This window comes from Dehalococcoidales bacterium, assembly GCA_041652735.1.
In the GTDB taxonomy this organism is placed as follows: domain Bacteria; phylum Chloroflexota; class Dehalococcoidia; order Dehalococcoidales; family RBG-16-60-22; genus RBG-13-51-18.
In genome coordinates this window covers 1-14,964 of sequence record JBAZGT010000032.1, presented here as the reverse complement: position 1 = coordinate 14,964, position 14,964 = coordinate 1, and the positions used below count along the sequence as shown (strand labels likewise).

At 55.5% G+C, this 14,964-nt stretch carries 12 protein-coding genes and 1 rRNA gene; 9 read left to right on the top strand and 4 right to left on the bottom strand.

All coding sequences use genetic code 11. The features are described 5' to 3' along the window. The first annotated feature begins 141 nt into the window (after positions 1–141). On the top strand, positions 142–1,851 hold the full coding sequence (locus tag WC370_10200; GenBank protein ID MFA5309836.1) for a cation:proton antiporter: 1,710 nt from the start codon (positions 142–144) through the stop codon (positions 1,849–1,851). A 56-nt stretch (positions 1,852–1,907) separates the two neighbouring features. Continuing rightward, positions 1,908–2,132, top strand: coding sequence for a type II toxin-antitoxin system HicB family antitoxin (locus WC370_10195; protein ID MFA5309835.1), 225 nt, complete (start codon positions 1,908–1,910; stop codon positions 2,130–2,132). Between the two features lie 480 nt (positions 2,133–2,612). On the opposite strand, the gene WC370_10190 is transcribed toward WC370_10195, so the two are convergent. Together WC370_10190 and WC370_10185 are read right to left on the bottom strand one after the other, a co-directional pair. After that, positions 2,613–3,032, bottom strand: a complete 420-nt coding sequence (locus WC370_10190; GenBank protein ID MFA5309834.1) for a hypothetical protein — start codon at positions 3,030–3,032, stop codon at positions 2,613–2,615. A gap of 113 nt (positions 3,033–3,145) precedes the next feature. After that, positions 3,146–6,126 (bottom strand): 23S ribosomal RNA (locus tag WC370_10185). Between the two features lie 399 nt (positions 6,127–6,525). On the opposite strand from WC370_10185, the gene argS reads away from it, so the two are divergent. Beyond that, positions 6,526–8,184 (top strand): arginine--tRNA ligase, encoded by a 1,659-nt coding sequence (gene argS, locus WC370_10180; protein MFA5309833.1) that lies wholly within the window; start codon positions 6,526–6,528, stop codon positions 8,182–8,184. On the opposite strand, the gene WC370_10175 is transcribed toward argS, so the two are convergent. Next, positions 8,146–8,724: a hypothetical protein gene (locus WC370_10175; GenBank protein MFA5309832.1), complete on the bottom strand. Its 579-nt coding sequence runs from the start codon at positions 8,722–8,724 to the stop codon at positions 8,146–8,148. The genes argS and WC370_10175 overlap by 39 nt on opposite strands. Positions 8,725–8,895: 171 nt before the next feature. Here WC370_10175 and WC370_10170 point away from each other — a divergent pair, with 171 nt between their 5' ends. Further along, positions 8,896–9,054 (top strand): hypothetical protein, encoded by a 159-nt coding sequence (locus WC370_10170; GenBank protein MFA5309831.1) that lies wholly within the window; start codon positions 8,896–8,898, stop codon positions 9,052–9,054. 84 nt (positions 9,055–9,138) lie between these two features. On the opposite strand, the gene WC370_10165 is transcribed toward WC370_10170, so the two are convergent. After that, positions 9,139–9,657 (bottom strand): gamma carbonic anhydrase family protein, encoded by a 519-nt coding sequence (locus WC370_10165; protein ID MFA5309830.1) that lies wholly within the window; start codon positions 9,655–9,657, stop codon positions 9,139–9,141. 170 nt (positions 9,658–9,827) lie between these two features. Here WC370_10165 and WC370_10160 point away from each other — a divergent pair, with 170 nt between their 5' ends. From WC370_10160 to WC370_10140, 5 genes are all read left to right on the top strand, one after another. Then, entirely contained in the window at positions 9,828–10,391 is a 564-nt protein-coding gene (locus WC370_10160) for a hypothetical protein (GenBank protein MFA5309829.1), read from the top strand. Positions 10,392–10,507: 116 nt separating this feature from the next. Next, complete coding sequence (locus WC370_10155) at positions 10,508–11,209, top strand: response regulator transcription factor (GenBank protein MFA5309828.1); 702 nt, start codon at positions 10,508–10,510, stop codon at positions 11,207–11,209. Continuing rightward, positions 11,196–12,614: an ATP-binding protein gene (locus WC370_10150; protein MFA5309827.1), complete on the top strand. Its 1,419-nt coding sequence runs from the start codon at positions 11,196–11,198 to the stop codon at positions 12,612–12,614. Before WC370_10155 ends, WC370_10150 begins: the two co-directional genes overlap by 14 nt. Before the next feature lie 105 nt (positions 12,615–12,719). Continuing rightward, on the top strand, positions 12,720–13,703 hold the full coding sequence (trpS, locus tag WC370_10145; GenBank protein MFA5309826.1) for a tryptophan--tRNA ligase: 984 nt from the start codon (positions 12,720–12,722) through the stop codon (positions 13,701–13,703). Positions 13,704–13,937: 234 nt separating this feature from the next. Continuing rightward, a complete protein-coding gene (locus WC370_10140) occupies positions 13,938–14,423 on the top strand; it encodes a hypothetical protein (GenBank protein ID MFA5309825.1) in 486 nt (161 codons plus the stop codon). The last annotated feature ends 541 nt before the right edge of the window (positions 14,424–14,964 follow it).

Here is a 14,964-nt window from a genome sequence, read left to right as displayed (position 1 = left end):
TTCCAGCCGCAGTTTACCCCGTGCCATGACACGGGGCTGGAGTGACGGCATGATATTATAAATATTTTCTTAACCCGCCGCACGCAGTCACGCCGATTCATGTTAAAATAAAAAATACACTGAATTGACGCAGGGGTGACAGTGGAAGGACTGAGCATCGGGCGCGACCTGCTGATAGTGCTGGCGGTGGCCATCGCCGGGGGCATGCTGGCCCGGTGGCTCCGGCTTCCCGTTATCCTGGGGTACCTGGCGGGGGGCATCGCCGCGGGGCCGTTCGGGCTGGGGCTGGTGCATGACACCGACATCATCAATACCCTGGCCAACATCGGCGTTATCCTGCTGCTTTTCGCCATCGGCCTGGAGTTTTCCCTCAAAGAGCTTTTAAGCTTCGGCAAAGTGGCTGTTTTCGGCGGCATCGCCCAGATACTGATAACGGCGGCGGCGGGTTTCGCCATAGGCCGGGTGAGCGACGTCAGCGTTACCGGGTCGATATTCTTCGGCTTCATTATCGCATTATCCAGCACCATGGTGGTGCTGAAGCTGCTGATGGACCGCGGCGAGATGGACACCACCCACGGGCGCATCTTGCTGGGCATCCTTTTAGTACAGGACCTGAGCGTGGTGCCGATAATGGTGGTGATGCCGGCCATCAGCGGGGACCCGGGCGGGCTGTGGGCGGCGCTGGGGCTAGCCCTGGCCAAGGCGGTGGGGTTCATCGTCCTGATGCTGGCGCTGGGCTACTGGGGCATGCCCTGGCTGCTGAAAAGGGTGGCGGGGCAGCGCTCCCGCGAGCTTTTCCTGCTGACGGTGGTGGTGCTCTGCCTGGCGGCGGCCTTCGGCACCTATTACTTCGGTCTCTCGGCGGCGTTCGGGGCTTTCGCGGCGGGGCTATTGATATCCCAGTCCGCTTTCGCGCGGCAGGCTTTCGCCGATATCCTCCCCCTGCGCGATACCTTCGCCGCGCTGTTTTTCGTCTCCCTGGGGCTGCTGGCCGACCGGCAGTACATCTTCAACAACGCGGGCACCATCGCCGCGGTGGCGGGGCTGATTATCGCGGTCAAATTCATTATCACCACGGCGGTGACGCGATTCTTCGGCTACGGGCACAAGACGGTGCTGATGGTGGGGACGGGGCTGATAAACGTGGGGGAGTTCGGGTTTATCCTGGCTTTGCTGGGACTCCAGGAAAACATCTTCACCAACGATTTATATAACCTCATCATCGCCGCGGCTATCGTGACCATGTTCCTGACGCCTTTCGCCATGAGCCTGAACTCCTTCCTTTATACCTGGCTCAGCCAGAAGCGCTGGTTCGCCCGGCAGCTTATCCGCAACGTCGACCCGGACTTCCGTGTGCAGACCCTGGAGCTATCACGCCACGCCGTTATCTGCGGCTACGGGGACGTGGGGGGGCGCATCGCGGAGGTGCTGGAAAAGCAGAAATTCACCTACCTGGTCATTGACCTCGACCCCACCGTGATAACCAAACTCAAAGCGCAGCGGGTGCCCTGCATCTACGGGGACGCCAGCAATCCGGAAATCCTCTCCCACGCCTCCCTGGACAAGGCGCGCGTGCTTATCTGCACCATACCGGACTACGTGGCGGAGGAGCTGACCGCCCGCAACGCCCTGAAAATCAATCCCAAACTGGATATAGTGGCCCGCGTGCACCGGGAGCGGGACGTGGAACACCTGAAGGGGATGGGGGTGACGGAGCTGGTGCTGCCGTACTTCGAGGGGAGCATGGAAATGATACGGCACACGCTGCACCGCTTCGGGATGAGCGCCACGGAAATACAGTATATATTGAACAAGATACGGGAGGACCGGGCGGGGGTGAAGAAGGAGTAGAGACAGGTTATATTCAAATATATGTTATAATTGCATTAAAAACGGGGAGGTGAAAGATGAAAACGCGGAAATTCCCTGTAGTAATTACACAGGACGAAGACGGATATTTTCTGGCGGAAGTGCCGGTACTGACAGGCTGTTTTACACAAGGGAAAACAAAAGCGGAAGCCCTTTCTAATATCAAAGAAGTCATACAATTGTGTCTTGAACATATGGCTGAAGAGGGCAGTCCGATTCCGGAAAAATATGTGCTGGAGCAGGTCGAGGTTGTTCTTTCATGACCAAATTGCCAGTTATTTCCGGCAATAACTGCATCAAAGCATTACAGAGATTAGGCTATCAGGTAAAACGCACCAATGGAAGCCACACATGGCTGGTCTGTGCAGGACGCTCCCCAATCCCTGTGCCAAGACATCAAGAGCTCGGGCACGGGATCCTAAGAAAAATCATTAAGTCCGCCGATATTAGTGTAGATGAGTTCATAAAGCTATTAAAGGAATAATTCACTTTATCCCCGCCCCTTTTCCCCCCACTCAAAATAATAAAGAAATCCGATATTAATTCACATGTCATTCCCGTGGAAACGGGAATCCAGACACTCCCCCCACCTGGATTCCGTATCAAGTACGGAATGACAAGTTGGAAGGTTCACTTCATCACGGATTCTCACGTTCGCTTCGCTCTCTCAGAGTGACATTCTCTACACAAACAAAAAGACCCCGATTGCTCATCGGGGTCTGCCTTTGGCTAAAATAACTGCCTCACCGTATCCCCGTATCTATATTTACATCAATCGTTATCGTCTCATCCTTGGATACGGTTATCTTCATCGGGAAATTGGCAGCCCGGTCTATCCCGTTATGATTGATGTCTATGGTATAGGTACCGGCGCCAATCGTGGCGGCGAAGTAGCCCGTCGCCCCGCCGTCTATCTGGGTAAAATACACCTCCCGCACCAGGTTCTTGCCGGAGGCATCATAGATTATCAGATAACGTGAGGCAAAGACCTCCGGCGGCACCTGGATGTCCTGTCCCGGCATTTCCACGGGCGTTATCGGGCCTATCGTTACTCCACCCACCAGTAAAGCGTCCTCCCGCATACCCGGCAGGCACGAGGTTATCCACAGGCTACCCGCCAGTAAACAGATAATCAGCAATAATATCCGCCGGTATTTCATCATATACCCCCATTATAACAAAAAGACCCCGATTGTTCATCGGGGTCTGATGTGCGTAATAACAACTGAATAAAAGTGCCCGGTCAAACTATTGAATACCTAATATTAATCCTGAAACAGGTCAAGCCCTCGTCCATTAGTACGGCTAAGCTAAATACATTACTGCACTTACACCTGCCGCCTATCAAACAAGTGGTCTACTTGTGGACTTACTCCCCCCCTTGCGGGAGGGATGGGAGATCTCATCTTGGAGCGGGCTTCGCACTTAGATGCTTTCAGCGCTTATCCCTTGAAGACGTAGCTACCCAGCGATGCCCCTGGCGGGACAGCTGGCACACCAGCGGTCTTCCCCTCTTGGTCCTCTCGTACTAAAAAGAGCTCTCCTCAAATCTCCATGCGCCCACGGAGGATAGAGACCGACCTGTCTCACGACGGTCTGAACCCAGCTCGCGTACCGCTTTAACCGGCGAACAGCCGGACCCTTGGGACATGCTCCAGCCCCAGGATGCGATGAGCCGACATCGAGGTGCCAAACCTTGCCGTCGATGTGAACTCTTGGGCAAGATAAGCCTGTTATCCCCGGGGTAGCTTTTATCCGTTAAGCCACGGCCCTTCCACTCGGAACCGTAGGATCACTTTGGCCGACTTTCGTCCCTGCTCGACTTGTAGGTCTCACAGTCAAGCCCCCTTATACCAATACACTCTATGGGTGATTTCCATCCACCCTGAGGGGACCTTTGCGCGCCTCCGTTACAGTTTTGGAGGCGACCGCCCCAGTCAAACTACCCGCCAGGCACGGTCCTTCTGCTTGCACAGAAGTTAGAGGCTAAATACATCCAGGGTGGTATTTCAACGGCGGCTCCATCACGGCTAGCGCCGCGACTTCAAAGCCTCCCACCTATCCTACACAAAATGAATTCAGACTCAGTGCCAAGTTATAGTAAAGCTCCACGGGGTCTTTTTGTCCGTCCGCGGGTAAGCCGCATCTGCACGGCTAATTCAATTTCACCGAGTCCCTCTTTGAGACAGCGCCCAAGTTGTTACACCATTCGTGCGGGTCGGAACTTACCCGACAAGGGACTTCGCTACCTTAGGACCGTTATAGTTACGGCCGCCGCTTACCGGGGCTTCAGTTCAGCGCTTTGAATTGCTTCTGACGCCTCTCCTTAACCTTCCGGCGCTGGGCAGGTATCACCCCCTATACTTCAGCTTACGCTTTTGCAGAGAGCTGTGTTTTTGTTAAACAGTCACTTGGGCCAATTATGTGCCACCTCATTTATTAAACAAGGCACCCCTTTTCCCGAAGTTACGGGGTAAGATTGCCGAGTTCCTTAAAGAGGGTTCTCTCGATCACCTTGGGACTTTTATCCCCACCTACCAGAGTCGGTTTGCGGTACGGGCGCTATTGATTCAACGGCAACGAAGCTTTTCTTGGCGGCATAGAAACAGCCAGATCGCCTCGGATTTCTCCTCAACTTCCCTCTATTTTCAACTACATATCCGGAGTGGATTTACCTGCCCCGGCATCGCCTGCGATAGAGGACACACGATGTCCATTACGTATGCCTGACTTATCTGTCCGCTACCCTCCTTTGCCTCCACAACAGCGGTACGGGAATAATAACCCGTTGTCCATCGCTTACGCCTTTCGGCCTCAGCTTAGGCCCGACTAACCCTACGCGGATTAACCTTCCGTAGGAAACCTCAGGTTTTCGGTGGACGTGTTTCTCGCACGTCTTACGCTACTCATGCCGGCATTCTCACTTCCCTTAGCTCCACCATTCCTCACGGAACAGCTTCACAGCTCGGGGAACGCTCCCCTACCCCTCCCTCTTGCGAGAGAAGCCATAGCTTCGGTGACAGGCTTGAGCCCCGTTGGATTGTCGGCGCAGAATCACTAAACCAGTGAGCTATTACGCATTCTTTAAAGGGTGGCTGCTTCTAAGCCAACCTCCTGGCTGTCTGTGCAACTTTACTTCCTTTCCCACTTAGCCTGCTCTTGGGGACCTTAGCTGATGGTCTGGGCTGTTTCCCTTTTGACGACGGAGCTTATCCCCCGCCGTCTCACTCCCAGGCTTTGGGTTAATGGAATTTGGAGTTTGGTTGGAGTTGGTAAGCTACTCGCCCCCTAGTCCATCCAGAGCTCTACCTCCACTAACGAACGCCTGAGGCTGCACCTCAATGCATTTCGGGGAGAACCAGCTATCACCGGGTTCGTTTGGCATATCACCCCTATCCACAGCTCCTCCGGTAGCTTTGCAACGCTAATCAGTTCGGGCCTCCACTCCGATGTTATCGGAGCTTCACCCTGGCCATGGATAGCTCACCCGGCTTCGGGTCTAATCCATGCGACTATATTTCGCCCTATTCAGACTCGCTTTCGCTTCGGCTCCGTGATTACAATCACTTAACCAGCCACATAGATTAACTCACCGGCTCATTCTTCAATAGGCACGCTATCATCCCGATTTGCATCGGGACTCTAACTGCTTGTAAGCATACGGTTTCAGGTACTATTTCACTCCCCTTCCGGGGTTCTTTTCACCTTTCCCTCACGGTACTGGTTCACTATCGGTCATCAAGGGTATTTAGCCTTACCCAGTGGTCTGGGTAGCTTCCCACAAGATTCCTCGTGTCCCGTGGTACTCAAGAACAGACTAGGAGCTTGCCCCTTTCGTTTACGAGACTCTCACTCTCTACGGTGGCTCTTTCCAGAGACCTTCAACTAGGGTTGGGTTTATGACTCCCTGACCTATTCAGGTTTGGTCCGGTCTGTCTTACAACACCCGGTAAACATAGGCCCTGAACCGTTAAGTTTACCAGGTTTAGGCTGTTCCCCGTTCGTTCGCCACTACTAGGGGAATAAATGACTTTCTATTTTCCTCGGGGTACTGAGATGTTTCACTTCCCCCGCTTACCTCTAACCGGCCTATGTGTTCAGCCGGCAGTATCCCGATTTTATCGGGATGGGTTGCCCCATTCGGAAATCCCCGGTTAAGCTTGCTAGACAACAAACCGAGGCTTATCGCAGTCTTGCCACGTCCTTCTTCGGCCCTTGATGCCAAGGCATTCACCGTATGCCCTTGCTGCTTGACCTGCTTCAGGTTTAATATTAAGACCTTATTTTTGACACTTATTTGGCACTTTGATATTCAGTTGTTAAAGTTCGGAAGGCAAAAGAAAAGGTCTGGCGGCGTTCCGCCAGACCCTGTTTGTCTGGCTATTGACCACCAGGTTTTTTACTGTTATGTCTCTGCCTTCACCATACGCAAATATAATACTAGCATAGTAAAAACGGCTTGTCAATATATCTTGCGAGGCTATTTTTAAGGTTTGGAAACAAATAAGAAATAATATTTTAACAGAATAACGATTGCAAAAAGCAAGGTAGAAAACTTGTAGCCAAAAACCAAAATCTCCTGATTCCCCTTTACCCCTCTATTATGCTATAATCTAGCCATATTTGTTTTTTGAATAGACAGGAACACCGCCATTGATGCTCAAGCAGACCATAACTGAATTACTTACCCAGGCCATCCTCAAAGCCCAGCAGGCAGGCAAACTCCCCGCCGTAACCCTCCCCGAGATTATCATCGAGCGCCCGAGCAAGCCGGAGCATGGCGATTACGCGTGCAGTATTTCCCTGAAACTGGCCCGGGCGGTGGGCATGAAGCCGCTGGACATAGCCCGCACTATCACCGGTTTTATCGACCGCACGCCGGAAATAGCGGATGCCAGCGTGGCCCCGCCCGGCTTTATCAACTTCACTTTAAAGAACGACTGGCTGGTGCGCCAGGTTGACCGGATACTCCGGGACGGCGACTCTTTCGGCAATGTTGAGCTGGGTCAGGGCAAGCATATCCAGATAGAGTTCGTCAGCCTTAACCCCACCGGCCCCCTGCACGTGGGGCACGGTCGCGGCGCGGTCCTGGGCAGCACTTTATGTAATGTTATGACCGCCGGCGGCTATGACGTGGTCAAAGAGTACTATTTCAACGATGCCGGCAGCCAGATGGACGCCTTCCGCTTTTCCCTGTGGGCGCGCTACCAGCAGGCGCTGGGCAAAGACGCGGAGGTGCCCAAGGACGGCTACCACGGCGCCTATATGGCGGACCTGGCCGCGGAAATCATCGGCGAGGAAGGCGGGCGCTTCCTGGATATGCCGGAGGCGCAGGGCATCGACGAGCTGGGCAAGATAGGCCTGGCCAAGGTCCTGGACGGCACCCGCGCCGACCTCAAGAAGCTGCGTGTGGACTTCGATGTGTGGTTCAGTGAGAAGACCCTTTACGAGAAGGGGCAGTTCGACAAGGCGATGAAACTGCTGCGCGCGGGCGGCTACATCGCGGAAAAGGAAGGGGCCACCTGGTTCGTTTCCACCACCCTCGGCGAGGACAAGGACAACGTGGTCATCCGCAGCACCGGCTCGCCCACCTACTTCGGGGCGGATATCGCCTACCATTATAATAAGTTCATCGAGCGTCATTTTGAAAAGGTCATCAATATCTGGGGCGCGGACCACATGGGGCACGTTTCCCGCATGAAAGCCGTGGTCAGCGCGCTGGGCATCGACCCCGACCGGCTGGAGATAATCATCCACCAGATGGTTACCCTGCGGCGGGGCGGGGAAATCGTTAAAATATCCAAGCGCAGCGGCGACCTGGTTACTTTACGCGAGCTGCTGGATGAGGTAGGCCCGGACGCCTGCCGCTTTTTCTTCCTCTCCCGCACCGCCGACAGCCAGATGGACTTCGACCTCGACCTGGCGAAAAAGCAGTCGGCGGACAACCCCGTCTACTACGTGCAGTACGCCCACGCGCGCATCGCCAGTATTTTAAAGCTGGCGCAGGAACGCGGGGTGGAAAACCTGGCAGGCGATGTCTCCCTGCTTATCTCCGAGCCGGAGTTGACCCTCATCCGCAAGATGCAGCTTTTGCCGGAAATGGTGGAAACCATCGCCCAGACTTTGGAGCCCCACCACCTCACCTATTACGCGCAGGATTTGGCTACCGTCTTCCACTCTTTTTACAAGAACTGCCGCGTGGTCACGGACGATGCCGCCCTGACCGGGGCGCGCCTCAAGCTGGTGAAAGCCGCCAAAATAGTGCTGGGACGCACCTTAAGGCTGATGGGCATGGACGCGCCGGACAGCATGTAATGGCCATTTAGATTTTCTTTTAAATTTCTTTAATCCTGCTTTAAATTCTTTTTTCAGTTTCGCCAGGTCCTCCGGTTTGATTTCTTTGTTCCCATATTCATGAATTTCGTTTAATAATTCCTTAAAACATTCATCGGAACGGAATGCTTTCCCCTGGGCATCTTCCCACTGCTGCTTATACGTTATTATTTCATTATTGACAACTATTTTATCATCGGCGTCAAAGGCTGAAGCCCAGGTATTCACCCAGTGCAGCATGATATAGTCGGGAATCATGCCATCTACCCACAAATATGTCTCCGACCAGTACAGACCGAAAAGCTCCTGGAAAGACTGCTTTACATCGTCGGCATCCTTCATTTTAATAGAATCATTCTTAAACTCGAAAATGGCCTGGTACTGCTGGACACAGGAGGTCATCGTTGTTCCCAGGGAGGCTCTTTTGGATTCTTTTACCGCCTTGAAAGCGATTATCACAGAAATCAGCATCGCTGCCCCGGTGATCAGGCCGGCCAACGCCGTAATCAATCCGCTATCCATTATTCACCTCCTCCAAAACCGGACAGATAACACCGGCATGATAATCCCGGTGAAGCTCATTGTCAAGCCCTAAAGCTTTGGAGAGTTTCCCCCACCCCTTCTCCCCCACTGTTAACTGTCTACTGTAAACTGTTAACTCCCCCTTTTCCCCCAATGTGCTATAGTGTAAGTATGGAGAATAATCAATATCGTACATTCAGGTGCCAGCGCTGCGGCTTCGTCTGGCGGCAACTGGTGGCGGAGGGACAGCCGCTGATAAAAGCCTGCCCCAAGTGCAGCTCGCCGGAATGGAATAACCCCAAAAGCGGTGTGGGGAAAATCAAAATCTGATATCCTTAGCGGTTAGCCGCCTCTCCCCTTTTCCCCCACTGTCTACTGTAAACTGTTAACTGTAAACTATCCCTTTCTCCCCCGTTAAAGCCCCTGCGCCTTGTATTGCTCCCCCAGCGCCGCGTAGTCCTGGGGCACCCGGTCCAGCCACCACATCTGCTTTTCCGGCACTTTGCCTTTTATCTTGCCCGGCACCCCCACCACGAAAGAGTTGTCCGGGACCACCATGCGCTCATTGACGACGCAGCCGGCGCCGATAAGGCAGAAATTGCCGATTTCCGCGTCCTGGAGGATAACGGCGTTCATGCCCACCAGCACGTTGTTGCCGATTTTTTTGCCGTGCATCACGGCGCCGTGCCCGATATTAGCGTATTCGCCGATAAAGGTATCCCCCCGCCCCGGTATGCCGGAGTGAATGACGCAGTTGTCCTCCACTATCGCGTAGTTCCCGATAACCACTTTCCCCGTATCGCCCCTTATCACCGCCCCCGGCCAGATGCTGGCATGTTCCCCTATCTCCACGTCCCCCACCACGTAGGCCGCCTCGTTCACGTAAGCCGTGACCGCTATTTGCGGCGTTTTACCGTTAACGCTTCTAATCATCTTTCACCTCTAATCCATCCATCGTAGCAAGTCGGGAAATCATCCGTCAACAAGCTAAACCGGAAATTACACAAAATATCCACAGGTCCTCCATAACCCCTCCACACCGCGACTCTATCATTTAAGTAAAGGGTCCAATAAAGACCCGGTAAAAGAAAGGGGAACTAAAAATGGGAAAGAAAACAAGAATACTGGTCATAGCGGCTTCCCTGGCCGCAGTACTCACCCTGGCCATCGGCGGGGTGGCCATGGCCGCCGGCCCCAACGGCACCGCCAATAACGGCGCCGCATGCATCTGCGGGCTGGGAGACAGCGGCAGCGGGGACTGCGCCTATTGCGACAATGTCTGCACCCTGCTGGGGCTGACGTCGGAGCAAATCCAGCTTCAGCGCCAGGAAGGCAAGAGCCTGGTGCAGATAGCCGCGGCGCAGAACGTGACCGAGGCACAGCTGGTCGGGACTATCATGACCGAAAAGCGGGCCGAGGTTCAGGCGCAGGTAGCCGCCGGTACTTTGACCCAGGAAAAGGCCGAGCTGATGCTGCAAACGATGGAGCAGAACGTCATCCGCGCCGTCAACCGCACCACCACCGGCCAGCCGGAACGGGCCGGTAACAACGGCGCCAGACTGATGACCGGCGGCGGACAGGTGAAGGCCACCAGCGGCCACAGCTACGGCGAGTCCGGTGAGGGAACCGGGCCGGACCAGATGCACAAGTGGGGCCACCTTTCCTAATAAGACAACCAAACATCCAGGCGATGGGGTTGGCGGGGATATTCCCCGCCTGCCTCATTTGTCATATAATGGACTGAATAGTAAGATGATAACAAACAATTTAAGGGGGCTGCGCGTTGCCGGACGGTAAAATCCTGGTAGTGGACGACGAAAAAAGAATCGTGGAGATAGTGAAAGCGTACCTGGAAAGAGACGCCTACAAGGTCGCCGTCGCTTACGAGGGCCAGACCGCCCTGGAGCTGGCGCGCCGGGACCGCCCGGACCTTATCATTCTGGATTTGATGCTCCCCGGCATCAGCGGCTGGGACGTCTGCCGCGCTTTAAGGAAAGAATCGGACGTGCCCATCATCATGCTCACCGCCCGGGATGACACCACGGACAAGATAGTGGGGCTGGAGCTGGGCGCCGACGATTACGTTACCAAGCCCTTCGACCCCAAGGAGCTGGTCTCCCGGGTGCGGGCGGTGTTAAGGCGCTATGAAAACCGCCCCGACTCATCCCCAACCATCCGTATCGGGGATTTATTGATAGATACCGGGCGGCGTGCGGTGCGGCGCGGCGGGGCGACCATCGAGCTGACGTCCACCGAGTTCGATTTACTCAAAGCGCTGGCCGAAAGCCCCGGCCGGGTTTACAGCCGGATGCAGCTTTTGGACAAAATCCAGGGCGAGGCCTACGAGGGCTACGAGCGCACCGTCGACAGCCACATCAAGAACCTGCGCAAGAAAATCGAACCCGACCCCGACCATCCGAGATATATCGTAACCATGCACGGCGTCGGCTACAAGCTGGAGGAGAGACCGGATGCGCAGCCTTAGCTGGAAGCTGGCCGGCGCCCTGCTGCTCATCGTGGTTATCAGCGTGGGGCTGACGGCCTACCTCATTAATGTCAACACCACCCGCGAGTTCAATCAATACGTGGCGCAGGGCAACCAGAAAAACATCCTGGGCGCGGGGGCGGTATTAAGCCAGCTTTACGCCGAGGCGGGTAGTTGGGACGACGTGCAGACCTGGCTGCCGGACTTCCTCCGCTCCCCTAACGACCGCCTGGTGGTGGCGGACGCCTCCGGCATTATCGTGGGGGACACGGACGGCGCTTGGCTGGGGAGCACGGCAAGCAGCGCGGGATTGAGCGGCGGCACGCCTATCACTGTATCCGGCCGGAGCGCGGGCACGCTTTACCTGGCGGCAAGCCAGGGCGGCGGCCAGGGGTACATGGGCGGGGGACAGGGCGGGGGCAAAGGCGGGCCTTCAGCTACGGTTGCGGCGGCCGCGACGGGAGAGCAAAATTTCCTGGATAGGTTCAACCACTCCCTGCTGATTACGGGACTGATTGTGGCGGCTATAGCCTTGATTATCGGGCTGATACTGACGCGCCAGATAACCCGCCCGCTCAAGGCGCTGGTCAACGGGGTGCGCCAGATAACCCGGGGCAATCTCGCCCACCGGGTGAATATAAAGTCGCACGACGAGCTGCATGACCTGGGGGAGTCCTTCAACACCATGGCCGCCAGCCTGGGCCGGGCGGAACAGGAACGCAAACGCATCATCGCCGATATCGCGCACGACCTGCGCACGCCGCTGACCGTCATCGAGGGCACGGTGACCGGCATCCAGGACGGCGTTTTCCAGCCGGACCAGGAGCGCCTGGAGACCATCAAGGAGCAGACATCACTTTTAACGCGCCTGACCAGTGATTTGCGCGAGCTTTCCCTGGTGGAATCCGGCCATCTCAAGCTGGTATTAGCCCCCACCGATTTGGCCGACCTGGCGCGGCGTAAAGCGGCGCAGTTCGAGGTCAAAGCCAAAGAAAAGGGACTGGAGATAAAGACCGACCTGCCGGACAACCTGCCGCCGGTCGATATCGACCCGGCCCGGATAGAGCAGGTGCTGGGCAACCTGGTAACCAACGCCATCCGTCATACCTCTACCGGCGGCATCACCATAGCGCTGCGGCGAATAGAGCGGGACGCGGCCCGCCGGATAAGCCGTCCCGGCCTGGTGCTCTCTGTAGCCGATACCGGCGAAGGGATAGCCCCGGAGCATTTGCCCCATATCTTCGAGCGCTTCTACCGCGTGGAGCCGTCCCGCCAGAGAGGCGAAAGCGGTTCCGGCCTCGGTCTGGCCATCGTCCGGCAACTGGTACAGGCCCACGGCGGGCAGGTGTGGGCGGAAAGCCGGCCGGGCCAAGGCAGCGCTTTTTACGTGGCCCTGCCTCTATAATTTCCTTTTCCCTACTGTCAACTGTTAACTGTCCACTGTAAACTGTTAACTCTCCTTGTCCGTACGCTCCGCTTTATGTTAAAATTCCCCTGTCAGGAGGCTTCAATGAAAAAACGCGTCTTTTCCGGCATCCAGCCCACGGGCAATATCCACATCGGCAACTACCTGGGAGCCACCCGGCGCTGGGCGGCGGAGCAGGACAACTATGACAATATCTTCTGCATCGTGGACCTGCACGCCATCACCGTGCCGCAGGACCCCGTGACGCTGAAAGCCAAGACGCGGGAGGTCACCGGGCTGCTCCTGGCCGCCGGCATCGACCCCCGGCGCTCGATACTCTTCGTGCAGTCGCACGTACACGAGCACGCGGAGCTGGCGTGGATTCTGAACTGCTTTATCCCGATGGGCTGGATGGGGCGCATGACCCAGTATAAAGAAAAGTCCGGCAAGCAGAAGGAGCAGGTAAGCGTGGGGCTTTTCGACTACCCTGCCCTGATGGCCGCCGATATCCTCCTCTACCGCACGGACGTGGTGCCGGTGGGCGATGACCAGAAACAGCACGTGGAGCTGGCGCGGGACGCCGCCCAGCGCTTTAATAACATCTTCGGGGAAACGTTCGTGCTGCCGGAGCCGCGCATCGGGGAAGTGGGCGCGCGCATTATGGGCCTGGACGACCCCACCAGGAAAATGAGCAAGAGCGAGGAAGCCCCCAACCACGCCATCGCCCTGCTGGACACGCCGGACGTTATCCGCAGGAAAATCATGCGGGCCACTACCGATTCCCAGACCACCGTCGTCTTCGACGCGGGCCGGCCGGGCATCTATAACCTCTTAACAATTTACCGCACCATCACCGGGGAGAAGAAAGAGGATATCGAAGCGCGCTTCCAGGGCAAGGGCTACGGCGACTTCAAGAAAGCCCTGGCCGAGGTAGTGGTGGAGTGCCTGCGCCCGCTCCAGGCACGCTATCAGGAGTTTACCGCCGACCCCGCCATTATCGACGGCATCCTCACCGATGGCGCCGCTAAAGCCCGTCCCCTGGCCGCCGCCACGCTGGCGGAGGTGAAAAAGAGGGTGGGGCTGGGATAGATGGAATAATCAAAACTCAAAAATCAAATCTCAAAGATTTACGTTAACCCTGTAATTCGGTTCACTGAAATATAATTTGCGTTTTCGCCATCCATTTTTTATCTTTTATCTGTGTTTTTGATTTTTCATTTTTGAAATTTAATCTTCTCCTTTCCTCCCCCTGTGACTTTTCTTACAGACGCTCCCCGCGTGAAATATTAATCTATGGTTAAAGAGCCTGTCAGGAGTATTGCCATGCCGGATAAAAAGCTTTTGGACCTGACCGCCGCCGTGGAAGAGGGGCCTTACTATAAGGAAGGCTCGCCGGAAAGACAGGCCATTGCGGCGCCGGGCACGCCGGGCACGAAGCTGGTGCTGGCAGGCCGGGTGCTGGACCGGCGCGGCCGCCCCGTGGCTCATGCCTGGCTGGACTTCTGGCACGCGGACGGGCACGGGCGCTATGATAACGCTGGCTTTAACCTGCGCGGGCACCAGTTTACGGATAAAGAAGGCCGCTACCGGCTGGAGACCGTCCGCCCCCACGAGTACCTTTTTCGCGCCCCGCATGTACACGTCAAGGTCAGGGCTAGTGAAAAAGCGCCCATAATCACCACCCAGCTCTTTTTCCCCCGCGAAAGCCGCAACGTCACCGACCCCATTTTTGAGAAGCTGACGGTGGTGGACGTTAAGGACATGGCGGAGGGGCAGACCGCCGCGTTTGATTTTGTGGTGGAGACTTAGCCTTCTTGAGAAATGCAAACGTTAAGCCGTAAGATTCAATCCTCTTCATTTATACTTTATAACCAGGTTAATGAGCAGACGGCAATAATATGATAATACGCCATACTATCGTCTCCCTTTGACAAAGGGAGATGGTGAGGGATTTTAGTATCCCGACTCCTCCCCTCCCCGCTTGGTGACAAAATCCCGTTTACAATCCCGCCCAAATCCGTGTATATTGGTAGTCGGACAGGGTGCTGATCAGTCCCCGGTCTTTTTCCCTTGATATTTGTGCCTGATATATCTCTTTCTACCTGTTTTATTAGTCAAATGTTATCCGGCCTGTAAAAATAGCGGGAGTGCGCCGCGAGAGGCGCCGCCGCCGCCTCTCAACTTTATCCCCCTTTCCAAACAGTTGATTTCCGCACTAAAGTGTGACCCGTTTGGAGAGCAACTGTGTTAATTTATACATATTGCCAAGCTCTTTGATGTTTTAAAATTGAGTTCATGATAGTGAGCAGCCGCCTCATGCAGGCGACGAGGGCTACTTTCTTGGCTTTTC

Excerpts from the sequence above, each read along its gene's own strand:
- WC370_10195 (MFA5309835.1), top strand. The coding sequence starts at position 1,908 with ATGAAAACGCGGAAATTCCCTGTAGTAATTACACAGGACGAAGACGGA.
- argS (MFA5309833.1), top strand. The coding sequence starts at position 6,526 with ATGCTCAAGCAGACCATAACTGAATTACTTACCCAGGCCATCCTCAAA.
- WC370_10160 (MFA5309829.1), top strand. The coding sequence starts at position 9,828 with ATGGGAAAGAAAACAAGAATACTGGTCATAGCGGCTTCCCTGGCCGCA.
- WC370_10170 (MFA5309831.1), top strand. The coding sequence starts at position 8,896 with ATGGAGAATAATCAATATCGTACATTCAGGTGCCAGCGCTGCGGCTTC.
- WC370_10140 (MFA5309825.1), top strand. The coding sequence starts at position 13,938 with ATGCCGGATAAAAAGCTTTTGGACCTGACCGCCGCCGTGGAAGAGGGG.
- WC370_10190 (MFA5309834.1), bottom strand. The coding sequence starts at position 3,032 with ATGATGAAATACCGGCGGATATTATTGCTGATTATCTGTTTACTGGCG.
- WC370_10165 (MFA5309830.1), bottom strand. The coding sequence starts at position 9,657 with ATGATTAGAAGCGTTAACGGTAAAACGCCGCAAATAGCGGTCACGGCT.
- WC370_10175 (MFA5309832.1), bottom strand. The coding sequence starts at position 8,724 with ATGGATAGCGGATTGATTACGGCGTTGGCCGGCCTGATCACCGGGGCA.
- WC370_10150 (MFA5309827.1), top strand. The coding sequence starts at position 11,196 with ATGCGCAGCCTTAGCTGGAAGCTGGCCGGCGCCCTGCTGCTCATCGTG.
- trpS (MFA5309826.1), top strand. The coding sequence starts at position 12,720 with ATGAAAAAACGCGTCTTTTCCGGCATCCAGCCCACGGGCAATATCCAC.